The organism is Vitreimonas flagellata (assembly GCF_004634425.1).
Taxonomy (GTDB): Bacteria; Pseudomonadota; Alphaproteobacteria; order Caulobacterales; family Aquidulcibacteraceae; genus Vitreimonas; species Vitreimonas flagellata.
This window is the reverse complement of record NZ_SBJL01000002.1, coordinates 474,859-497,664: the sequence shown is the minus strand read 5'-3', so window position 1 is coordinate 497,664 and position 22,806 is coordinate 474,859. Positions and strand designations below refer to the sequence as shown.

General features: G+C 63.2%; 20 protein-coding genes. 6 read left to right on the top strand and 14 right to left on the bottom strand.

The window, feature by feature from the left end:
* Nucleotides 1–36 precede the first annotated feature (36 nt).
* Both EPJ54_RS10420 and ctrA read right to left on the bottom strand, forming a co-directional pair.
* Nucleotides 37–1,518, bottom strand: coding sequence for a DUF885 family protein (locus EPJ54_RS10420; protein ID WP_167755678.1), 1,482 nt, complete (start codon nucleotides 1,516–1,518; stop codon nucleotides 37–39).
* Between the two features lie 81 nt (nucleotides 1,519–1,599).
* Entirely contained in the window at nucleotides 1,600–2,322 is a 723-nt protein-coding gene (gene ctrA / locus EPJ54_RS10415) for a response regulator transcription factor CtrA (protein WP_135211658.1), read from the bottom strand.
* A gap of 318 nt (nucleotides 2,323–2,640) precedes the next feature.
* On the opposite strand from ctrA, the gene fliI reads away from it, so the two are divergent.
* Nucleotides 2,641–3,960 (top strand): flagellar protein export ATPase FliI, encoded by a 1,320-nt coding sequence (fliI, locus tag EPJ54_RS10410; RefSeq protein ID WP_135211657.1) that lies wholly within the window; start codon nucleotides 2,641–2,643, stop codon nucleotides 3,958–3,960.
* A complete protein-coding gene (locus EPJ54_RS10405; protein ID WP_135211656.1) occupies nucleotides 3,957–4,376 on the top strand; it encodes a flagellar export protein FliJ in 420 nt (139 codons plus the stop codon). Before fliI ends, EPJ54_RS10405 begins: the two co-directional genes overlap by 4 nt.
* Here EPJ54_RS10405 and EPJ54_RS10400 read toward each other — a convergent pair.
* From EPJ54_RS10400 to EPJ54_RS10350, 11 genes are all read right to left on the bottom strand, one after another.
* Nucleotides 4,373–5,167 carry a nucleotide-binding protein gene (locus EPJ54_RS10400; protein WP_167755677.1) on the bottom strand — a complete coding sequence of 265 codons (795 nt, stop codon included), beginning with the start codon at nucleotides 5,165–5,167 and terminating at the stop codon, nucleotides 4,373–4,375. The two genes, EPJ54_RS10405 and EPJ54_RS10400, sit on opposite strands and share 4 nt — an antisense overlap.
* Before the next feature lie 108 nt (nucleotides 5,168–5,275).
* Nucleotides 5,276–7,372, bottom strand: a complete 2,097-nt coding sequence (gene flhA / locus EPJ54_RS10395) for a flagellar biosynthesis protein FlhA (RefSeq protein ID WP_135211654.1) — start codon at nucleotides 7,370–7,372, stop codon at nucleotides 5,276–5,278.
* 18 nt (nucleotides 7,373–7,390) lie between these two features.
* On the bottom strand, nucleotides 7,391–8,743 hold the full coding sequence (gene flbD, locus EPJ54_RS10390; RefSeq protein WP_135211653.1) for a sigma-54-dependent transcriptional regulator FlbD: 1,353 nt from the start codon (nucleotides 8,741–8,743) through the stop codon (nucleotides 7,391–7,393).
* 26 nt (nucleotides 8,744–8,769) lie between these two features.
* Entirely contained in the window at nucleotides 8,770–9,108 is a 339-nt protein-coding gene (fliN, locus tag EPJ54_RS10385; RefSeq protein WP_420823040.1) for a flagellar motor switch protein FliN, read from the bottom strand.
* Nucleotides 9,101–9,709 (bottom strand): FliH/SctL family protein, encoded by a 609-nt coding sequence (locus EPJ54_RS10380; protein ID WP_135211651.1) that lies wholly within the window; start codon nucleotides 9,707–9,709, stop codon nucleotides 9,101–9,103. The genes fliN and EPJ54_RS10380 overlap by 8 nt, the downstream gene beginning before the upstream one ends.
* Complete coding sequence (gene fliG, locus EPJ54_RS10375) at nucleotides 9,709–10,773, bottom strand: flagellar motor switch protein FliG (RefSeq protein ID WP_135211650.1); 1,065 nt, start codon at nucleotides 10,771–10,773, stop codon at nucleotides 9,709–9,711. The genes EPJ54_RS10380 and fliG overlap by 1 nt, the downstream gene beginning before the upstream one ends.
* A 2-nt stretch (nucleotides 10,774–10,775) precedes the next feature.
* A complete protein-coding gene (fliF, locus tag EPJ54_RS10370) occupies nucleotides 10,776–12,374 on the bottom strand; it encodes a flagellar basal-body MS-ring/collar protein FliF (RefSeq protein WP_239590856.1) in 1,599 nt (532 codons plus the stop codon).
* A 188-nt stretch (nucleotides 12,375–12,562) separates the two neighbouring features.
* Nucleotides 12,563–12,847 (bottom strand): CtrA inhibitor SciP, encoded by a 285-nt coding sequence (gene sciP, locus EPJ54_RS10365; protein ID WP_135211648.1) that lies wholly within the window; start codon nucleotides 12,845–12,847, stop codon nucleotides 12,563–12,565.
* Nucleotides 12,848–12,992: 145 nt separating this feature from the next.
* Nucleotides 12,993–14,294: a flagellar hook protein FlgE gene (flgE, locus tag EPJ54_RS10360; RefSeq protein WP_135211647.1), complete on the bottom strand. Its 1,302-nt coding sequence runs from the start codon at nucleotides 14,292–14,294 to the stop codon at nucleotides 12,993–12,995.
* Between the two features lie 109 nt (nucleotides 14,295–14,403).
* Nucleotides 14,404–15,084 (bottom strand): flagellar hook assembly protein FlgD, encoded by a 681-nt coding sequence (locus tag EPJ54_RS10355; protein WP_135211646.1) that lies wholly within the window; start codon nucleotides 15,082–15,084, stop codon nucleotides 14,404–14,406.
* Nucleotides 15,085–15,094: 10 nt separating this feature from the next.
* A complete protein-coding gene (locus tag EPJ54_RS10350) occupies nucleotides 15,095–16,648 on the bottom strand; it encodes a flagellar hook-length control protein FliK (RefSeq protein ID WP_135211645.1) in 1,554 nt (517 codons plus the stop codon).
* A gap of 361 nt (nucleotides 16,649–17,009) precedes the next feature.
* Here EPJ54_RS10350 and flgK point away from each other — a divergent pair, with 361 nt between their 5' ends.
* From flgK to EPJ54_RS10330, 4 genes are all read left to right on the top strand, one after another.
* Nucleotides 17,010–19,166 (top strand): flagellar hook-associated protein FlgK, encoded by a 2,157-nt coding sequence (flgK, locus tag EPJ54_RS10345; RefSeq protein WP_135211644.1) that lies wholly within the window; start codon nucleotides 17,010–17,012, stop codon nucleotides 19,164–19,166.
* A 13-nt stretch (nucleotides 19,167–19,179) separates the two neighbouring features.
* Entirely contained in the window at nucleotides 19,180–20,103 is a 924-nt protein-coding gene (locus EPJ54_RS10340; RefSeq protein WP_135211643.1) for a hypothetical protein, read from the top strand.
* Nucleotides 20,104–20,220: 117 nt separating this feature from the next.
* The gene (gene mnmA, locus EPJ54_RS10335) at nucleotides 20,221–21,396 is read left to right on the top strand and encodes a tRNA 2-thiouridine(34) synthase MnmA (RefSeq protein WP_135211642.1); all 1,176 of its coding nucleotides are present in this window, start codon (nucleotides 20,221–20,223) and stop codon (nucleotides 21,394–21,396) included.
* Complete coding sequence (locus EPJ54_RS10330; RefSeq protein WP_135211641.1) at nucleotides 21,393–22,160, top strand: alpha/beta fold hydrolase; 768 nt, start codon at nucleotides 21,393–21,395, stop codon at nucleotides 22,158–22,160. The genes mnmA and EPJ54_RS10330 overlap by 4 nt, the downstream gene beginning before the upstream one ends.
* Here the strand turns inward: EPJ54_RS10330 and EPJ54_RS10325 are convergent.
* Nucleotides 22,157–22,726, bottom strand: coding sequence for an imm11 family protein (locus EPJ54_RS10325; RefSeq protein ID WP_135211640.1), 570 nt, complete (start codon nucleotides 22,724–22,726; stop codon nucleotides 22,157–22,159). The two genes, EPJ54_RS10330 and EPJ54_RS10325, sit on opposite strands and share 4 nt — an antisense overlap.
* Nucleotides 22,727–22,806 lie beyond the last annotated feature (80 nt).

Genomic DNA, 22,806 nt, shown 5'->3' with positions numbered 1-22,806 from the left:
CATGACAACGGTGGCAATGCCTAATCAAGTGGGTTTTTAGTGAACGCCTGCCGCACGTGCCGCTTGCGCCAAGCTCGGTGGGGAGAGGGGGCCGTGGCGCAGCATCGCCGCGTGGAAATCGCGTGCGCTTAAGCGGCGCCGCGTTTGCGTGCGTAGTTCTGCAATCCGCATCGCCGCCAGCCCTTGCGCCGCCGCCGCGCCGGGTTGGGCGCACATGCGCAATACGTCTTCCTCGATGCTCACGAATGCGATGCTGTCGCCTTGCAGGTCGCGCAGCTCCTGCACCGCGCGTTCGCGACTCCAGCGCATCGCATGAATGCCGGTGTCCGCGACGATGCGGCCGAAGCGAAACAGCATCCATTGCAGATAGCCGATGCGGCTCGCGGGATCGTCGGCGTAGGCGCCGACCTCATCCGCCAAACGCTCCGCATAGATCGACCAGCCTTCGCTGTAGCCGCTCGCGTAGCGTGTCTGCAGTGCAGGCGCTTGTGCGGCGTGCTCGAATGGCGCTTGCAGAATGTGGCCGGGTACGAGCTCGTGATACGCGACGGTCGCCAGCGTCCAGCGCGGTCGCGATCGGATCGCGCCAAAGTCGACGTGATACACGCCGCCCTCGCGCCGACCGGCCATGCCGTCCGCTTCCGCCTCCGGCGGCACGAGTCGCACCTCGGCGGGCGCATCTGCGCCATCCAACACGTCGCGCAGCAAGGGTCGCAAACGCGCGAGCGCCGCGTTCATGTCGGCCACGGCATGCGCTTTACCGTCGGCGCTGTCCGCATAAAGCTGCCGCTCATCCGCTCCGAACGCGCGCAAACGCTCGCCCACGGAGCCGCGCGTCAGCCCTTGCGTGCGCAGCAGCGTATCGGCCTCGCGCTGCAGCTCGCGGCAATAAGCCTGCGCCTGCCGATGCGTGGTGCGCGGCGAAATCTCTTCGCCGAGCTGAAATTGCAGGGCCAATTCATAGAAATCGGCGCCGCCCGGCAGCGCCCACACGCCGGCCTCGATCCGCGATCGCGGGCGCAGCGCGGCCAATGCAGCACTTTGCCGACGCATTGCATCGGCCGCCGCGCCGCTTGCGCGCCCCGCCGCCGCGTCGACCGCCGCAATCGCGGCGTCGAGCACAGCGCCTGGCGCTATTATGCCTGCATCGGCGTCAGCACGGAGTTGCGTGGTCTCCGCATCGATCGCCGCCGCACTCGCATTCGCGCGGCGGTACGCACCGTAGCGGTGGCTGACGACGTATGGCGTGCCGCTGCGCCCCCACGGAAACGCCGCGAGCAAACCATCGGCCTGCGAACCTTGCGCAATCGCGTCATAGAGAATGCGCCCCTCGGCGCTTAGCCGTTGTGGATCGAACGCCGCGATCTCAACCGCGCGCTCGCGCCGATCAGCTTGCGCCCATCCGTCGACCAGCACGCGGAAATCGCCATCGCTCATCGGTTCGCCAGCAGGCGGCGCTGTCGCGCAAGCCGAAAGCGCGCTGGCGCCAGCCAGTAAAAGAGAGCGGCGATCCATCATGGCGCCGACCCTAAACGAACAACGGCCCACGCGCATCCGCATGAGCCGTTGTGGCGATTCAATTGTAAGCGAGGAGGGCGGTTACGCCGCCGCGACGCCCGACGTCACGGTCGCCGTCGAGCCCATCTCTTGCGGGTCGCGCAAGACATAGCCGCGGCCCCACACCGTCTCGATGTAGTGCTCGCCGCCCGTGGCCGCCGCCAGCTTCTTGCGTAGCTTGCAGATGAACACGTCGATGATCTTCAGTTCCGGCTCGTCCATGCCGCCATAGAGATGGTTCAGGAACATCTCTTTGGTGAGGGTCGTGCCTTTGCGGAGCGAGAGCAGCTCCAGCATTTGGTATTCTTTGCCCGTCAGATGGACGCGCTGGCCGGTGACTTCGACGGTCTTGGCGTCGAGGTTCACGGTGATGTCGCCCGTTCTGATAACGGAATGAGCGTGACCCTTCGAGCGGCGGACGATTGCGTTGATGCGGGCGATCAGCTCGTCCTTGTTGAAGGGCTTGGTCATGTAATCGTCGGCGCCGTAGCCGAGGCCGCGGACCTTCGTGTCGATATCGGCGGTGCCCGAGAGGATCAGGATCGGGGTGTTCACCCGCGCGACCCGGAGTTGCTTCAACACTTCGTATCCGTGCATGTCGGGCAATGTGAGGTCGAGCACGATGATGTCGTAATCATAGAGCTTACCGAGGTCGATACCTTCCTCGCCAAGATCCGTTGAGTAGATGTTGAAGCCTTCGGACTTGAGCATCAGCTCAATGCCCTGCGCCGTCGCGCTATCGTCTTCAATCAACAAGACTCGCATTACATGCTCCCCGTCGGCGCAACATCTCGGCAACGTTAATCCACAGAATCGTTGCGACCCGTGATTAAAACGTTAACGGCGGTAAGATTTCTTACCTGCGCGCTTGCTTTGTTTGTTTGCGCCCGCCCTCAGCAACTTCCGTTAAGACGTGTGAATCAGTGTTCGCGTGTGCGAGCAAGAGTCACAAACGGACTAGAACACATTTTTAACCGCGACGTTTTGAATCGGCGCACGAACGAGCCATGCAGCACAAGCGCTGCGCATTAGGTTTTGGTTCACCATAAAAATGCAGAAGGTGTGAGGAAACACGCGGGCTCAATGCCAACACTTCTCTCACGCATCGCTGCAGACATCGACGCACTCGATCCGCGCCGCTTCGAAGGGCGCGTGACAGGTCTGTCAGGGTTCCTGGTCGAAGCGACCGGCCCGCAGGAAGCGCTGGCGCTCGGCGCGCGCGCGACGATTCACGGATCGCAGATCACACGCGGCGAGATCGTCGGCTTCCGCGGCGATCGCGCTTTGCTGGCGCCTTATGATTCGATCGAAGCCATTCGCCCCGGCGCCCGCGTCACGCTCGAAGGTTCAGCGCCGATGGTGCGCCCGTCGCGCGCGTGGCTTGGCCGCGTCATCGATTGCTTCGGTCAGCCTGTGGATGGCGCAGGGCCGCTTCCGCAAGGCTTGAAACCGCGCCTCGTGCGGGCCGCGCCGCCATCCGCGCATGGCCGTGCGCGCGTGGGCGATCGACTGGATGTCGGTGTGCGCTGCCTCAACATGTTTGCCGCCCTCTGCCGTGGACAACGCATGGGCGTGTTCGCGGGCTCCGGCGTCGGTAAGTCGGTGCTGATGTCGATGTTGGCGCGCGGCGCCAAGGCGGATGTCATCGTGATCGGTCTGGTCGGCGAGCGCGGCCGCGAGGTGAAGGAATTCATCGAGGATACGTTAGGCGAAGAGGGCCGTGCGCGGTCCGTTGTCGTTGTGGCCACGTCGGACGAAGCCGCCGCCCGTCGTCGCCTCGCGCCGCACATGGCTTGCGCTGTCGCCGAACATTTCCGCGACGAAGGCTTGGATGTGTTGCTGCTGGTGGATTCCGTCACCCGTCTTGCAATGGCGCAGCGCGAGATTGGCCTCTCGGTCGGCGAGCCGCCGACGACCAAGGGCTACACGCCGTCCGTCTTCGCCGAATTGCCCAAGCTGCTCGAGCGCGCTGGGCCTGGACACGAAGGCGAGAAGGGGTCGATCACCGCGCTCTTCACTGTGCTCGTTGATGGTGACGATCACAACGAACCGATCGCCGACGCCGTGCGCGGTATTCTCGACGGCCACATTGTCATGGAACGCGCAATCGCCGAGCGCGGCCGCTATCCGGCCGTGAACGTGCTGAAGAGCATCTCGCGTCTCATGCCGATGTGTCACACGGACGAGGAAAATGCGCTGCTCTCGCGCGCGCGTGCGTCGCTTTCGCTCTACGAAGAGATGGAAGAGCTGATCCGCATTGGCGCGTATAAGCCGGGCGCCGATCCGCAAGTGGACGAAGCCGTGCGCGTGCGCCCGGCGTTGGAGCGTCTGCTCAGCCAAGGCCGCCACGAGCAAACCAGTTTCGATGAGAGTTTCGCCATGCTTGCTGAGGCGCTGCAATGAAGGCTTTCCGCACCCTCCTGAAGCTCGCGCGTCGCGATCTCGACACGCTGCAACGCGCTTTGGCCGATCAGATGTCGCGTCTGCGCGATTGCGAGGAGCGTATGCTTGGCCACGAGCAGACGCTGCGCGCAGAACAGCAGCTCGCCATGCTCGATTACGATTCCGCGCGAGCCTATAGTGGCTTCGCTGTGCTTGCCGCCCAGCGTCGCCGCGCGCTCGAAGCCGAACGCGTGGTGATCAATGAGGAGATCGAGCGTCTGCGTACCTTGATCGCGGAAGCACACGTCGAAGCGCGCAAATTCGAACGGCTGATCGAGCTTGAGGAGAGGCGCCAAAAGCTCACGCAGGAAAAGCGCGAGTCCGCGGAGCTGGATGAGTTCGCGACGATGCGGGCGGCGCGGCAGCCGAACGGCTAGACGCCGGCGTTCAGCGTTTCCACAACGCGGATAACGTCTTCATACGCCTGGCTCTGCGGATGGCGGATCGGCAGCGGTGTTTGTGCGCGGATTGAATCAGGCACACGCGGGTCGCGGGTGATTGCGCCGGCGAATTTCGGCTTGAAGCCCAGATACTCGTTACAGGCGAGGGCGAATTGGTCGAAGACCTTTTTGCCCTTCATCCGGTTCTCGGCCTGATTGACGACGACCCACGGCACGATCTGCGACCCTTGCAGGCGCATGACCTTGATCATGGCGTAGGCATCAGTCAGCGCCGTCGGTTCTTCGTTCGTCACCAGGATCATTTTGTCCGCGGCGCGCGCAAAGCGCAGCACGGTCGGGTCGATGCCGGCGGCGAGATCGAGAATGATGCGGTCGTAGTGCGCCGAGATGTCGTGCAGCTTCAGCGCGTTGGCGATGCGCGCGACTTCTTCAATCTTGGTGGCGCCGAGTTCGCCGGTGCCAGAACGGCCTGCGATCAGATCGAAGCCGCCATTGCGACCCGGACCGCCCAACACCGGCGTCACCGCCGCGTTCAGTTCATGAAAGCCGCGAATGACGGAAGCGAGGTCGTGCTGCGCGCGGATGCCGAGCTGCACGTCGACGTTCGCCAAGCCCAGATCGCAATCGACCAGCAGCGAACGATGGCCCGCACGGCCGAACGCGATCGAGAGCATGGTCGACAGCCACGTCTTGCCGACGCCGCCCTTACCGGAAGCGACGGCGTAAATCGGCGCTGCGCGCGTGCGCGGCAGCGGCGTTTCGGACATGGCGGTTGCGCCGGTCATGCCTCGATATGCGCTGATAAGGGTTCACTTACCGTTAGCGCGGCTAGTTCTTTTGGTTAACGCGCGCTTAATTGCGAGTGATGCTGCGGCTCAGACTTGGCCCATCGCTTTGAGCCGCACCTTCGCATGCACTTCGCCTTGGCCGAGCACGGCCGTTGACGGGCGGAAGCGTTCGATCAACGAGCGCACGAAGGGGCGGATGCCAGGGGAGGTGAGCAGCACCGGTGTTTCGCCAGCCTTCGCCGCACGCTCGAACGCAGAGCGCACGTCGGCGACAAAGTCATGAAGCTTCGACGGCGGCAAAGCGAGCTGGCGGCTTTGGCCTTCGCCCACGACCGATTCCGAGAATGCCTGCTCCCAAGTTGGTGAGAGCGAGATGATCGGCAGCGATCCTTCGCCGTTGCGATGCTGGTGGCAGATCTGGCGCGCGAGGCGGGCGCGGACGTGCTCGGTGATGAGCACCAGATCGTGCATCGCCGGCGCCGCTTCGGCGATCGCCTCGATGATCGCACCGAGATCGCGAATGGAAACGCGCTCTTTGAGCAAGTTTTGCAGAATGCGCTGCACGCCGGACCATGAGATATGCGCTGGCGCGACGTCGTCGAGCAATTGCTGCGTGTCCTTCGGCAGCTCTTTCACAAGCTTCTTCACTTCCGAGAACGTGAGCAGCTCGTTCATGTGCTCCTTGATGATCTCGGTGAGGTGCGTTGCGAGCACGGTGGCCGGATCAACCACGGTGTAGCCGCGGAAGCTCGCTTCTTCGCGCGCGCGCTCGTCGATCCACACCGCGTCGAGGCCGAATGCCGGTTCTTTCACTTTGTCGCCCGGAATGGCGATGCCGGCGCCAGTCGGATCCATCGCCAACAGGCCGCCCATCTTCAGCTTGCCTTCACCGGCTTCCATCTCGCGAATGCGGATTTGGTAGCGATCGGCGGCGAGTTGCACGTTGTCCAGGATGCGCACGCTCGGCATCACGAAGCCGTATTCTTGCGCCAGCGTTTTGCGCAACGCCTTGATCTGATCGGTGAGGCGACGGCCTTGGACATCGTTGATCAGTGGCAGCAGCGAGAAGCCGAGTTCGATGCGCACATCGTCCATCGCCAGCGATGCTTGCGGTGTTTCCTCAATCGGCGCTTCAGCGGGCGAGGCCGCAGCAACAGCCGCCGCTTCCGCCGTCACGCGGCTCGCTTCACGCAAGCGCCACGCGAGCAGGCCCGATGCGCCTGCCAAGATCCAGAATGGAATGATCGGCATGCCCGGCAGAATGCCCATCGCGAACGCGCACGCCGAAACTACGCCCAGCACGACAGGGTAGGAGGCGAGCTGCTTCACCAGCGCCTTGTCCGCTGCGCCATCGACGCCGGCTTTCGTCACCAGCAGGCCTGCGGCGACAGAGATGATGAGCGCGGGGATTTGCGACACCAGGCCGTCGCCGACCGTGAGCAGCGTATAGGTGTGGCCGGCCTCGGCGAAATCCATGCCGTGCGAAACGACGCCGATGATGATGCCGCCGATGATGTTGATGAACACGATCAACAAGCCCGCGATCGCATCACCGCGCACGAATTTCGAGGCGCCGTCCATCGCGCCGAAGAATGCGCTTTCGTCTTCGAGCGCCTTGCGGCGTTCGCGCGCCTGCGTGTCGTTGATCAAGCCAGCGGAAAGGTCGGCGTCGATCGCCATCTGTTTGCCGGGCATCGCGTCCAAGGTGAAGCGCGCCGCGACTTCGGCGATGCGCGTCGAACCCTTGGTGATAACGACGAAGTTCACGATCACCAGGATCGCGAACACGATCACGCCGATCACGAATTCGCCGCCCATGACGAATTGCGCAAACGCCGCGATCACGTCGCCCGCCGCATGTTCACCGCTTTGGCCGTTGCCCAGGATCAAACGCGTTGTCGCGATGTTCAGCGCCAACCGCAGCAGCGTGGTGAGCAGCAGCACGGCCGGGAAGGCGGTGAATTCCAGTGGCTTCTTGATCATCAACGCTGTCATCAGCACGAGGATCGAAGACGTGATGGAGATCGCAAGCAGGAAATCCAGCAGCAGCGGTGGCAGCGGCACCAGCATGATCGCCAGAATGCCAAGCACGCCAACGGCCAAGCCGATTTCGCCGCGCATGACAAAGCCACGCAGAATGTCGAACGAAAGTGCCTGGCCCTGAGGTTGCGCTGCGTCAGTCATTTAGTTGTCGTTTCTTTGTTAGGCAGCTTGACCGGTCGGCGGCGGCGGGATGCGCAGGCCTTCGTCCGAATATTGCTTCAGCTTGTTGCGCAGCGTGCGGATCGAAATGCCAAGGATGTGTGCGGCATGCGTGCGATTGCCAAGGCAATGCGTCAGCGTTTCCAGGATTAGATCCTGCTCCACTTCCGCGACCGTACGACCGACCAGATGGCGCGCCGCTTCCTGCGCCGCTTCGATCGCAGCACCGGTTGCATCACGTGCGCCAACCGGGGCGCCGTCCGGCGCACGGATCGCGTCGGCGCCGACATCTTCACTGTTCGCCAGCAGAACCGCGCGGTGCATCGCGTTTTCGAGCTCGCGCACGTTCCCCGGCCACGAATGCGCTTGGACTTGGGCCAGCGCTTCCTTGGACAAGCGGCGGGCAGGGCGGCCGTTCGCACGCGCATATTTGTCGATAAAGAATTGCGACAGAGCGGCCGCGTCGTCCTTGCGCTCGCGTAGTGGCGGAATGCGCAAGTTCACGACGTTGAGGCGATAGAGCAAGTCTTCGCGGAATTCGCCGGCGCGCACCATCTGGCTCATGTCGCGGTTTGACGTGGCCAGGATGCGGATGTTCACCGGCACCGGCTTTGATCCGCCGACACGATCGATCACACGTTCCTGCAATGCGCGCAGCAACTTCGATTGCAGCCGTAGATCCATCTCCGAGATTTCGTCGAGCAGCAGCGTGCCGCCATCTGCTTCCTCGAACTTGCCGATGCGTCGCGCCACAGCGCCGGTGAAGGCGCCTTTCTCGTGGCCGAACAATTCGCTCTCCAGCAATTGCTCCGGGATCGCTGCGCAATTCACGGCGATAAACGGCTTATCTTTGCGCTTGGACTTCTTGTGCACGTAATGCGCCACGACTTCCTTGCCGACGCCGCTCTCGCCGGTGATCATGATCGAGGCGTCCGAACCTGCGATCTGGTCGGCGAGCGCGATCACCTGTTTCATCGCCGCGTCTTCGACGATCATGGGCTTATCGTCGTCGCAGACGGCCGCGAGTACGGCGGCGATCAGCTCTGCATCCGGCGGCAGGGAGATATATTCGCGCGCGCCTTGGCGGATCGCACGCGCCGCCATCATCGGATCGATTCCGACGCCCGCGGCCACCACCGGTACGACGATATGTTCGGCCTCGTTCGCCGCGATCAACGCCGCGATATCGAGCCGCGCATCTACCATGAGCAGATCGGCGCCCTTGCCGGCGCGCAAGGCTGTTGTTGCTTGTTCGATCGTATCGACATGCGCGACCTTGGCGCCATGCTTCATGGCGATCTGCGTGGCGGCGGAGATTTGTCCTCCGAGCGGGCCAACGATCAGCAAACGCATACTCATTCTCCTCGAGATCCCGACCCTTAGGCGGAATCGCCGTCCTTGATGATTTCCGTCATGGTCACGCCCAGGCGATCATCGACGACAACAACTTCGCCGCGCGCCACGAGGCGGTTGTTCACGTAAATGTCGATCGCCTCGCCAACCTTGCGATCGAGTTCGATCACCGAGCCGCGCGAGAGACGGAGCAGGGACGCGACTTCCATGCTGGAACGGCCGAGCACCGCTTGGATGTTCACCGGCACGTCATAGACGGCGGCGAGATCGGACGCGGAGCGCTCCATGCTCTCGCCGACGGGCGTGTCCATCGGTGTTGGCGCAAATTCGTCGAGCTTCAAATCACTCATGTCGTCCTCACGAATGCGTCGTCGGGGCCGCAAGCGCGGCTTCGATCAAATCTTCAATGTGTTTGGCGGTGTCGTCCGGGTTCATGCTGATGATCCCGTCCGACCAATCGATGCTCACTTCACCCGCGCGCATGCCTGGCTGCGCCCGCACCAAGATAGCGCCGCCATAGCCATGCTGATCGGCCATCGCCTCGATGCGCGGCTTCAATGTCTCGCAGGCTTCGGGCGCCAGCTTCACGATCAGGCGCGGATTGTGCCGCAGCGAATCCATCACGGCTTCGATCGCGCTGATCGCGCGCTCTTCGCCATAGGCGTCGAGGGCTGCGCCGGCGATCTTGCGGGAGGCCGCCAGCGCCACACGCGCCGCCTCTTCGCGCATCGCGCGACTTTCGCCCTCGAGCTTGGTGATGATCGTCGTCATCTTGTCGGCGAGCGCTTGCAGCGCCGCCGCCGTTTGTCGCTCCGCTGCGGCGAGCGCGTCATCGGCGCCCTTCTTGTACGCAGCTTTCCGTTCAGCCTCCACCTCTTCGGCCTCGAACTTCTTCGGCGCCGTACTGAGGATGCCGCCATCCGGCGTGAACTCAGTGTCGAAGGCGTATTTGCGAATGTTGGCCATCAATAGATCAGCTCGTCTTCGGCCTTGCCGTCGGACAAGACGATCTCGCCGCGCGCCGCGAGGTCCTTGGCCAGCGCGACCATGCGCGTCTGCGCGGCATCGACATCCTTCAACCGCACCGGACCCATGCCGGCCATTTCTTCCTTCAGAATCTTGCCGCCGCGTTCGGACATATTGGAGAAGAAGAGGGTGCGCAGCGCATCCGACGCGCCTTTCAGCGCGATGGCGAGATCGGATTTGTCGACCGAGCGCAACAATGTTTGCACGCCGCCTGCGTCGAGTTTGTTCAGGTCCTCAAACACGAACATCAGCGCGCGAATACGGTCGGCGGCTTCGCGATTGCGTTCTTCGAGCGCGCCGATGAAGCGACCTTCAGTAGCGCGGTCGAAATTGTTGAAAATCTCGGCCATCATTTCGTGACTGTCGCGCTTGGAGGTGCGCGCCAGGTTCGACATGAATTCCGTACGCAGCGTGAGCTCGATCTTTTCCAGAATTTCGCGCTGCACCGGCTCCATCGCCAACATGCGTTGTACGCACTCGGCGGCGAAGTCTTCCGGCAGCTCGGCGAGTACCTTTGCCGCGTGTTCCGGCCGCACCTTCGCCAACACGACCGCGACCGTTTGCGGGTATTCGTTCTTCAAATAGCTCGCGAGCACGGTCTCGTTGACGTTGGCCAGCTTGTCCCAGATGTTGCGGCCGGCCGGGCCGCGGATTTCTTCCATCAGTGTCTCGACCTTCTCCTTCGGGAGAAAGGCCTGCAGCATGCGTTGCGTCTGCTCGTAGGAGCCCATCAGTGCGCCCGAGCCGGACATCTTCGTCACGAACTCGATCACCAATGTCTCGACCGTCGCCGCAGGCACCAAGCCCAGCGACGACATCGCTTGCGAGACTTCCTTGATTTCTTCTTCGTCGAGCATCTCCCAGAGCGGCTTGGCGGTTTCGCCAAGGCACATGAGGATGATCGCGGCTTTCTCCGCGCCGGTGTAGCGCGAAATATCCGGCTTGCCCTCGGTTGCTGCGGGCTTGGCGACTTCGGTCGCAGCGGGTTTGGCGACAGCGTTCATGATTACAACGCGTTGTTGAGCCAGCCGCGAATGATTTGCACCGATTCATCGGGGTGCTTCTCAACCACGTCGGCGACCTTCTTGACGGACGATGCGCGCACGCGACCCTGAATCTGGGCGATATCGATCGCGTCGTCTTCGGGTTCGGGCGGCGGCAGGGCTGCCGCGGCGCCGGCAGGGCCGGGCAGCGCGGGCGCGGCGCCCGGCAAACTGGCCGGCGCGTTTTGGCCGCCACGCATCAGGCCGGTGATCAGCGGGCGCAGTACGAAGAAGACGAACGCAAGTGAGGCCATGAGAGCCGCAACCAGCTCGATGATCCGCATCGTATCGAAATTGTCGAGGAAGCCCGGCTCGGCCGGCTCTTCGCCCACCGGCATGCGCGCGAATTGTGTGTTGACGACTTCGACCACGTCGCCGCGCTCGGCGTTGAAGCCGACGGCCGAGCGCACCAACGCGAGCAGGCGCTGCATCTCTTCTTCCGAACGGGGTGCGTAGCTCGGTTCGGCGCCGTCAGCGCCCGGCGTTGTCACACCGTCAACGGCGACCGCAACCGAGAGCCTGCGGATGCGTCCGCCCTCGCTCACTTCCGTGCGCGTGGTGCGCGAAATTTCATAATTGACGGTTTCTTGGCTCGATTCATTCGTATCCTGCGCGCCGTCGCCGGAGCCCGCGCCTGTTGGGTCTGGCACGTTTGCGCCGGCTGTTGCGGCCTGCGGGCGATCGCCGCTGGAGGAGGTTTCTTCCGTCGTCGAGGTCGAGCGCACCACGCGACCTTCAGGATCGAAGCGCTCGGATGTTTCGCTGACGCGGTTGAAATCCATTTCTGCCGTGACTTGCACGCGTGCATTGCCTTGGCCGACGACGCCTTCAACAATGTCCGTCACCGTGCGGCGCACGCGCTCTTCCATCGCCGTCTGGCGGGAATCGATGCCTTCCGCGACCGCGCCTTCTTCGGTTTGCGCGGCAGCGAGCAGGCGGCCCGTCTCATCGACGATCGTTACGCGGCTTGTGGTCAGCCCCGGCGTGGCGCTGGCCACCAAATTTCGGATGGCGCGCACTTGGCTGGCGTTGAGTTCGTCGCGGCGTAGGCGCAGCACGATCGACGCGGAGGGCTGCTCAGTTTCGCGCGAGAACAATTGCCGCTCCGGCAACACCAAGTGCACACGCGCTGCGGCGATGCCGTCGAGCGAACCGATGGTGCGCGCCAGCTCGCCTTCGAGTGCGCGCAGGCGGTTGATGTTCTGCTGGAACTGGGTTTGGCCGAGCGCATCCGGCTCGTCGAAAATCTCATAGCCGATCGAGCCCTGAGAGGGCAGGCCCTCGGCTGACAGCATCATCCGCGCTTCCAGCACGCGCGAGCGCGCCACGAAGATCGAAGAGCCGTCGCCGCGCAGCTCGTAGGGAATGTCGGCGGCTTCCAGGCGCTGCGTGATCTCGCCGGCTTCGCGCATCTCCACGCCAGAGAAGAGCAGGGCTTTCTCTTCGGCGCCCATGCGCACGACGAGCGTGAAGATGAGGGCGGCGGCGACAGCCGTGATGCCGAGCGCCGCGATCAGCCGCGTCGGTCCCGCTTTCAGAATCAGATCGAAAAATCCGTTCACGCCCCAGCCTCGTCCGCAAACACGCGCGGGACCGCCCCAAATCAGGTGGGCAAATCTCGCCGGTCGGCAGAAATTGCCCATCGGGGCGTGAAGAGATCGTTAAGCATAATGTTTGCGCGCAAAGGCCCCCGCCGGTGAGGCGAGGGCCCTGTAGAAAAGCGTGATCGGAGAGGCGCTCCGCGCGCGACTTATTGAGTCGGCGCGCCGCGATAATGCTGGATGCGCGTCGTGCGCAGACCCGGCAGACCGTGCTTCTCGATCGACTTACGCCAACCGTCGAACTCTTCTTCAGAGAGGCCGTAACGCGCGCAAGCGTCTTCCATCGTCAAGAGACCGCCGCGCACAGCAGCGACCACTTCTGCCTTGCGACGGATCACCCAACGCGTGGTGCCAGCCGGCGGCAGATCGTCCAAAGTGAGCGGGTTCCCATCAGGACCCATCACCATCCCATCATAGCGGCGTTGCTTCTGCATGGCGCCTTTCTCCTTGTTTCTTCCACACCACCATAGATTGGATGGGCTAAGAAACGACTAAGATCAGAGATGAAATCTGATAAGGCGCGTGTCCTAAATTAGTACACGGATTCTCTTACTCGTTTCTTACCTCAGTTCTTTTGTTTTAGCGTTTCACCATCAGAAGCTCTTCGAGCATTTGGTCGGCGGTGGTGATGATGCGTGACGCGGCGGAGTAGGCGCGTTGTGTCGTGATGAGGTTCGTGAATTCCTGTGCGAGATCGACGTTCGACGCTTCAAGTGCGCCCGACACGATGCGGCCTGCGCCGCCCGCGTTTGCGGCGTTGATGTTGTAGAGGCCGGAATCCAAGGTGGTGCGGAAGGCGCCGCCTCGGTCAGGCGCCAAGCCGTTCGGGTTCACAAACGTGGCGAGCGGGATTTGATAGAGCGCGCGGGCGCGACCGTTCGAGAATTGCGCCGTGAGGAAGCCGTCGCCTTCGAGGATGAGGCCGACGAGATCGCCCGGCGGCACGCCGTCCACGTTGACTGAGGTGATGCCGAAGCTCTTGGCGTTTTGGGCCACGCCAGACACGTCCAGGCTCAGATCCTGCGGCGCAGCGCCGGTGCTGGTCGCCCAGTTGATGGTGAAGTTTTCCAGGCCGGGATCGACCGTGTTGACCGTACCGTCGGTGTTGTAGGTGACCTGACCGGTCGCCAGCAGACCGCCTGTGGCGCCGCCGCCTGTGATGTTCGAGTCCGGGCGGGCATAGACTTCAACTTCCCACTGGTTCGGGCCCGTCTTCAGGAAGCCGAACGAGATCGTGCGCGGCGCGCCGAGCGAGTCATAGACTTCGAGCGAACTCTCGAAATGCGGCGTGACGTTGCCCAGCGCGAGATCGCCGGCCGTGTAGGCAGCGGCATAGGCGGTCTGGTCCGAGTTCAAGTTCGCGTTCAGGCGTACATTGGCTGACGCTTCAGCCAAACCGCCGACGCCCGAGATGTTGATCGGCTCGATCGCCGACAGCGACGTGGGCGAGGAGATAACGCTGCCGTCGCTGTTGACCGGCCAACCTTGCAGATACATGCCCTGCGCGTTGACCATGTAGCCATCGGCGTCGATCGTGAATGAACCGGCGCGCGTGAACAACACCGAGCCGCCATTCGAAAGCTGGCTCGAGTTTGGCGAAACGATAAAGAAGCCGTCGCCCGAAATCGCCAAGTCCGTCGTTGAGCGCGATTGCTCAAGCGAGCCCTGCAGCGAGATTTGCTGACGCGTCAGCGGCAGCACGCCACCTGCGTTGTACGTCGTGTTGGAATTCTGCGCGTTGACGAGCGCGGAGAATTCCACGCCCGAGCGCTTGTAGCCAACAGTGTTCACGTTGGCGATGTTGTCGGAGATGGCGGCGAGCGCGCTCGAGTTGGCGGTGAGGCCAGAGACGCCCGCGCGCAGTGCGGTATAGATAGACATAGTCCAGCTCCATCGCCGGGCGTTGCTCGCGCCGCGGCATCAATAGTTGCGAATGGAGCGCTTCTGCGCGTGTTGTGAGCGCCGGCGTTCGGCTAGCGCTTTTATTCAATCACCCGAGCACGGATCTGATCTTGTCGAACGTCCGCATGCCCGATGGTGTGATGATCGAAGGCGATGTTCCTGAGAAATCTACGCCCATGATGGTTTCTCGAACGCGAACGATGGTGTCGACATCTTCGCCGTTCGCCTGCGCTTCGATCTCAATCGTATACACGCCATCCGCGGCGGTCTCACCATTGGTCTTCACGCCATTCCAAGTGAACAAATGCTCGCCCTCTGTGATCGGTTGATCTTCAGTGGTGTAAACGGCGCGGCCGGCGCTATCGCGTACGGTGATCTTTACGCTATCGGCGCCGCCATCTGGCAGCACATACGCCCAATTCGCTTCGCCGCTGGCGAGATACGTCTCGTCCGCTTCGATGATCGCGTCCTTGCCGAGATAGGAGAGGGCAGCACTCGCAGACGCCGCTTGGAATTGGCCGACCAGCGATTCCATTTGCTGGTTGGTGCGGATCTGTTGTTCGACCTGGCTGAACTGCACCAGCTGCTGCGTGAATTGCGTCGAATCCATTGGCGCGAGCGGGTCTTGGTTCTGCAGCTGCGCCGTCAGCAACGTCAAGAACGTATCGAAATTGTTGGCCAGCGACGTGGCGTCTGACGCTGTTTGTGAATTCGTCGTCGTTGTTGCGCCGACGCCATTGTTCGAATTGATCGTGCTGAAATCAACCATCGCTCAATCCTCACGCCATCACATCGACGCGGGCGCCGCGCCAGCGTTCAAGTCCAATCGGCCGCGCCAGCGGCGCGGTCTGTTCCAAAGTTTCGTCTTCGCCGCCGCCGCGCGAGCCGCGCTCGCCATCGCCGTCCTGCGCATCTTCGCGGCTTTGCCGCAGATCAAAGGAAAGCCCGTTGTCGCTGAGCTCAAGGCCTGCCGATTGCAGATTTTGCTCCAACTCGCGCGCGTGCCGCGCCAATTCCGTCAGCGCCTGTGGGCTATCGGCCGCGATCACCGCCGTCACTTTGTGATCGCGCGTGATCTCCAGCTTCACCTCAACGCGACCAAGCTCGGGCGGATCGAGACGCAATTCAAAGCGCGTCGACTCGCCATCGAACTGGCGCACGATCTCACGCGCGACTTGCGCTGAGGGTGGGGCGCTTCGGGCTAAGTGCTCGGCGCTCAGGGCTTGCGTTTGCGCGGCTGCATGCGTCGTCGCCGCACTCAACGCGCTGACGGATGGCGCGATCACTGTGCTCGTATCGGCGCCGGCATTTGAGCTCACGGCGCCGCTGGCATCTGCCGCCACGATCGGCGCGTTGGCAACATTCGCGCGCGCCGCCTCAGCCTTCGCTTCGCCGCGCGGCGCGGATTTTTCTAATACGGCCTCGAATTTCTCCTGCGTCGAAGCATCGTCGCTCTTCGTGACGATCTTCTCCGCTGGTTCCGCCGGCGCATTAGGCGGTGCTGTAGGCGCGGCCGCGAGTGATGACGTCTCCGGCGCTACGCGCGCGACCGGCGGAGCAGCTGCGGGCGCGGTGGTTGGCGCCGATGCATCGTCGCTTGTCTCTGCGCTCTCCGTGTTTGGTTCAACGCGCGCCGCTTGCGCGCGTGGCGTCGGGGTAGCTTGCGCAACGATCTGTGGCGGCGGTGTTGCTTGCGCCTCTTTCTTTTGCGTCGATTCAGCGCTCGCGATTGCTGGGCTTTGATCGGAGGTAGGCGCTGGCGCGTTCATCGCCACGTTCGCCGGCGCGGCATTCGTCTCGCTTGCCTTGGCTGTCGGCGCCGCCTCCGGCTTCGCATTGTCCGGTTTAGCCGGCGCCGGTGCGCTTGCGGCGACGTCGTCAGCTTGCGGCGTACTTGTATCCACGGGCGCCGCGGAATTGATCGGGGCGGGCGTCGGCGGCGCCGCATCGATCGGCGCCTCAGGCGCGATAGGTGCGACAGGCGTAGGCGCTGCATCCGCATCCGTCGCGGACGCGACGTTGGTCTGGGCGATCAATTGCACCAGCACGGGCGCCGCAACGGGCGGCGGTGTTTGTGGCGCTGGCCGTAGCGCAGCCTCGGTGGTCGCTTCGGTCTCGGCAGGCTCATCGTTGGCGTCTGGCGCCGCTTCTTCGCGTGTATTTCCGTCACGGGCCGGCGGTGCGGCTTGCGCGGTGGCTTCCGCGGTTTCAGCGGCGAGGTGGTCGTCAAAGCTGGGCGCGCTCGCATCTTGAGGATGCGGCGCACTTTTCGGCGCCGCCGGTTTCGACGGCGGCGGCGCAGCGCTCACGATGGCCTCGGCGGCGTAGCTCATAGATCCCCCAAACCGCACGCAATGCGGCTCGAAGCGCCGAGCAAGGCTCGGGCCACGCCGTTTACCAAGAAAAAATCATGTAAAGACAATGGAATAGGCGAGGCGCTCGTCCAGTGTAGCCCGTCGCCCCGGCAAAAACCGCCCACATCAGCCGGCAAGTCCTGCCGGCCATTAACCTTGGCCCCATCCTTGCGATGTTGCTTCCTGACCCTTTCTGCGTCGGCCGCGCCGGCACATGGGTTGCGACGGAGAAAAGCGTGTTACATCAACCGCTTAAACGCCCGCCACGCGCGTGCGTAGAGCTATCTGAAGGTCGGCAAAATCGACCGGGCGCCGGGCGCTTTCTGCCGGGAGCGCGGCCATGAGCATTTCATCCGTCCTGCTGACCGGCCTCTCAGGCTTGCGCGCGTCGCAGGTGGCGCTCGGCAACGTTTCGCAGAACATCGCCAACGCCAACACGCCCGGGTACGTCCGCTCTGAGGTTAAGCTCTCGCCGCTCGTGCTGCCCGGCTACAGCGGCGGCGTGCGCGTGGAATCCGTGACCCGCGCCGCTGACAAGTTTCTCTCCACCGCGAGCTATATCGCCTCCGCCAGTCAAGCGAGTGCGGCCGCCCGCGCCGATCTGCTGACACGCGCGCAAGAGGCGTGGGGTGATCCGAACGGCGACTCCTCGATGTTCGCGCAGCTCGATAATTTCTGGGCCGCACTCGAAGACCTTGGCCTCGATTCTTCATCGGCGCTGCGCCGCGGCGACGCCATCTCTTCGCTGCAGGCGATGTATTCCGAGGTCAGCCGCATCGGCGAGACGATCCAATCGCTGATCGCTGAATCCGATCAACGCATCGCCGACGGCGTCGACGAGGCGCAAGACCTGATGAACCGCATCGCCGATCTCAACACCGAGATCGCGTTGACCAAGAACACCGGCGCTGACGCGACGGCGGCGGAGAATGCGCAATCGGCGCTCGTCGATCGCCTGTCGCAGCTCATGGAGGTGCGCGTCACCGAGCAGAACATGGGCGGCGTGCACATCCGCACCAGCGGCGGGGCGCTGCTCGTCGGCGCTTACGCGGCGCAACTTTCCTATGCGCCGAACGACGCAAGCTTCGGCACGCATGGCGTGATCCTTATCAACCCCCAGCTCGGCGCCAACACCAATCTCGAGCCCATGCTGCAGGGCGGTGAAATTCGTGGTCTGATCCAGGCGCGCGATATCGATCTGCCGGCGCTCGCTGAAGCGCTTGGCGGCTTCGCGGCTGAACTCGGCGATGCGCTGAACGAAGCGCACAATGACAGCACCGCCTCTCCCGCGCCGTCGAGTCTGACGGGGCGTCAGACCGGCTTGCTCGGCACGGATTCGTTGGGCTTCACCGGCAATGCCATCATCGGCGTGACCGATGCGAGCGGAAATCTCTCGCAACGCCTCACCGTCGATTTCGATACGGGCACGATCACCGGCGAAGATCCCGTCGCGAACTACAGTTTCGCAGGCGGCAGCATCAATGATTTCGTGACGGCGCTGAACAATGCTCTCGGCGCCGCCAATCCGCCGGGCTCCGCGAATTTCACTGGCGGCATCCTGTCGATGAACGTCACCAACAATGGCGGCATCGCGATCCAACAGGATGCGACCGACCCCAGCGATCGCGCTGGCCGCGGCTTCTCGCACTTCTTCGGCATGAACGACATCGTCTCGCGTCCGACGCCGATGTTCTTCGAACACGGTATTCAGGGCGGCGACGCGCACGGCTTCAACGCCGGCGGCGAGATCACGTATCAAGTGCGTGATAGCCTTGGCCGCATCGTTGGCTCGCGCACGATCGCCATCGCCGGCGGTCTCGCCGCGCCTGGCGCCAGCTGGAACGATCTCGTGTCCGAACTCAACGCCGCCGGCGCCGCCGGCCTCGGCGATTACGGCACGTTCTCGCAAGACCCGAACACGAGCCAAGTCAGGTTCGCCTCTGGCGCCGGCTACACGGTCGAACTCCTGAACGATTCCACGCAGCGCGGCGGCACCGGCATTTCCTTCACTGCGCTCAATGGTCTCTCCGGCGCCTCAACCATGGCGCGCGGCATCGATGTGCAAGTCTCGCAGCGTATCGCCAACAATCCGCTCCTGCTTGCCGTCGGCAAGCCCGACATGAGTGTCGATATCGGCGATCGCCTGATTGAGGGCAGCGACAATCGCGGCGCATCGGCGCTTCTGGCCATGCGCGACACGCAACGCAGTTTCGCCGCTAATGGCGCGCTCACGGCGCAAACCACGACGCTCGCCAATTACGCTGCCCGCCTGGGCGGTGAGGCCGGGCGTATGTCGTCGGACGCCGATCGCGCTTATGTGGCGGCCACGGCGGTTTACAATGCCGCCGCCGATCGCCGGGCATCAGTAGAAAGCGTGAATATGGACGACGAGCTCATGAAGATGACCGTCTACCAAAACTCATACGCCGCCTCGGCGCGCGTCATTCAAGCCGCAACGGAAATGATGGACGTCCTGCTGACGCTGGGTGTCCGATGATTAGGATTCGCTCATGACCGGCGCTGTCACACTCGCCTTCATTAATCAATCCATGTCCGACCTGCGTCGGATCACCGATCAAATGACCGAGCTCAATCGGCAGATGTCGACTGGGGCGAAGCATCACGACCTCAAAGGCTTCGGCGGCGCATCGAGTCGTTTGCTCTCGGCGCGCACCCTGATGACGCAATCGGATTCGCGCGCGTCGCTGTTGCAGCAGATGCAGGCGCGCTTCGGCGTTCAGGGCGCAGCTCTCGGCCAAGTCGCCGACGCGTCCACCGCGCTGTCGCAATCAATCCGGGAAGCCATCAGCGCCAACGACGGGCGCGGCATTGTTACCGAGCTGGAGCTTTCGTTCGCCAGCGTCGTGCAGGCGTTGAACGAAACGTGGAACGGCCAGCCGATGTTTGCTGGCGAGCGTCAGGAGGGCAACCCGGTGCGCATCGACACGCTCGATGAGCTGGCCACCGCGATCACGCCGGATGCGCTCTTTGATGAAGCGGAGCGCCACCAGGTCGTCGACCTCGGCGCAGGTTCGCCCACCGTGATGGCGGCGAAGGCCTCCGAACTGTCCCAACCCTTGTTCGACGCGATGCGCGAATTGAAAGCGTTGCTCGACGCCAGCGGCGGTACGATCGGCCAGCCGATCTCGCTCTCCCAGCAGAATGAATTGCTGCAAATCGCCGACGCGCTGAGCGCCCAAGCTGTTTTGTTCACCAACGAACAAGCCCGCACTGGCCAATTGCAGAAGCGCTACGAAATCGAGGATATCCGTCTCCAAGAACGCTCCGATCTCATCAAAAAGGAGATCGGCGAGCAGGCCGACGCCGACGGCGGCGAGGTCGCCATGCGGCTTTCCACGTTGACCTTGCAGTACGAGGCCTCGGCGAAAACCTTCGCGGAGCTCTCAAGGCTCTCGCTGCTCGATTTTATCTAGCGGCTCCGCCGAAAGTGGCGCCCCTGTAACGGGCGGCGAGAACACCCTAGGCGCTGAGGATTTCAGGCTTTATATCAGCCCCTTCGCTCCGGGCCTTGAACCCGGTGGGAAGGACAAATGACAACGATTTCCGATAGCCGGCCCGCCGGCGCAGCGCCGCATGGCGTTCCTCTCAATTCTCTCGGCTTCGCCAAGCCGCCGTCGCAAACCCGCGTCGTCGCCGCCATGTCCGGCGGCGTGGATAGCTCCGTGGTCGCCGCATTGCTGAAGCGGGAGGGTTACGACGTCATCGGCGTCACGCTGCAGCTCTACGACCACGGCGCCGCCATCAACAAAGCTGGCTCCTGCTGTGCCGGCCAAGACATCCACGATGCGCGCCGCGTCGCCGACAGCGTCGGCATCCCGCATTACGTGCTCGATTACGAAAGTCGTTTCCGCAACGCGGTGATGGAAGATTTCGCCGACACGTATCTGGCGGGCGCTACGCCGATCCCGTGCGTGCGCTGCAATCAAACCGTGAAGTTCGCCGATCTGAAGCGCGTCGCCGAGGATCTCGGCGCCGATTGCTTGGCGACGGGCCATTACGTGCAACGCATCGATGGTGAAGCCGGCCCCGAACTGCACCGCGCCGCGGATGCGAGCCGCGATCAAACTTATTTCCTGTTCGCCACCACACGCGCGCAGCTCGACTATCTGCGCTTTCCACTCGGCGGTTTGCCGAAGACGCAAGTGCGCGAACTTGCCGCCGAGCTTGGCCTGCGCGTCGCGGAAAAGCCGGATAGCCAAGACATTTGCTTCGTGCCCAACGGCAAATACCAAGCCGTGGTCGAAAAACTGCGCCCCGGCGCGATCGAGCCCGGCGAGATCGTTCACGTCGATGGCCGCGTGATGGGTACGCACAATGGCGTGATCAATTTCACCGTCGGCCAACGCCGCGGCCTTGGCATCGCCACCGGCGAGCCGCTCTTCGTTGTAAAGCTCGACGCGCCCAACAAACGCGTCATCGTCGGCCCGCGCGAAGCGCTCGGCGTCACACGCATCGCGCTGAAAGAGGTGAACTGGATCGGCGAAGCCGTGGCCAACGAAGATGCGCTCGACGGTCGCGAAATCCTCGTCCGCGTCCGCTCCACCCGCGAGCCTGCGCCCGCAACTTTGCGTGTCGGCGTCGGCTGGCATGTTGACCTAGCGACGCCCGAAGAGGGCGTTGCGCCGGGCCAAGCCGCCGTGTTCTATGATCCGCAAACGTCGCGCGTGCTTGGCGGCGGCTGGATCATGGCGACGGAGACCAAGTGAGCCTCGACGACGAAGCCCGCACATTGCTCAAAGACGTCATGACGCCGAAGCGCCGTGCACGCGTGCGTCTCGCCGAGCCGCTGCGCGATGCGCAGAGCGTCGAGATCGAGACACCACACGGCAAAATCGCCGCGTGGCGCCTGGGCGAAGGGCCGGCCGTGCTCCTCGTGCATGGCTGGCAGGACGACAACGCGCTCTGGTCGCCGCTCATTCAAGCCTTGAGTGAGCTCGGCATCGCAATCGTCGCGCTTGATCTGCCAGGCCATGGCCATTCCGAAGGCGATCGCTGCACGCCACCGCGCGCTGCTGCCGCGATCCAGGCCGTCGTCGATCAACTCGGGCCCATCGATAGCGTCGTGACGCATTCGTTCGGTGGCCCGGCGACGTCGCTCGCATTATCGAAAGGCCTCAATGTCCGCCGCGCGGTGCTGATCGCATCGCCGCGCGGCCGCAATCGCCGCTGGTTTCACGTCGCCGAGGAACGCGGCCTCTCGGAGGACGTCGTCAATCGCGCGCGCGAGCTGTACGCCGAAGAAGTCGGCTCCGAGCACTCGGTGTTCGATCTGGCCGAAGTCGCGAAGGCCTTCAAAACCGAAGCGCTCATCATCCATTCGCTCGATGACGACGCCGTCGAATGGGACAATGCGAAAGCGATCGCCGATGCATGGCCGGGTTCTGAACTGATGCTCTGCGACGGTCTAGGCCATCGCATGATCGCCCAAGACCGCGCCATCATTGAACGCGTCGTGCAGTTCGTGGCTTAGTGAGTTCGATCCGACGTGTAACACTGCTCTAATCGAACGCCGGCGACCCCAGCTGACCTCCATGATTGCACCAAGCGTGCAGAGCAAAGCTGCTGCCAGCTGTAGGATGAGGGGGCTCGCCACCAATGGCGACCCGCGATGGCGGAGCCGATCAAACTGACACGTTGTGCGAAGTCGAGTGACAACCGAAGTGGCTGTCCGTCTGGGCCAGGAGGGCTTGCCAGCACTTCCTCTATGTAAGCGCGTCCGCCACGTGAGAACGTCGTGCGGTCGACATCGACGCAATCGATGATTGGCGCTTCGAGCTGCAGAAAGTGAGGTCCGAGCGAAACGCCGTCATGCACAGCTTCGAGTTCGTGGAACACATGTCCTGTGGGCTCAAGGTTCATAAGTTCGCGATACGCAGCGGGAGGCAAAATGAACGGGCCTATGCTCAAGCCATAGATAAACGTCTTGGTGCGTGTTGGCGCACAGCCAACGTGAACGCGTCCGGGAAGGTTTGCGCGCTCTTCGTCCGTGAGTTTGAAGCCGAGCGCAATCTTGGCGCCCATCTGCGTCAGCCTCATCGGCGGCTCGTAGTCGACGATATGCGACCGGCATTCGAGGTCTCTTTGCAGGAGGTACGCCACAATCGCATCTTACCGGC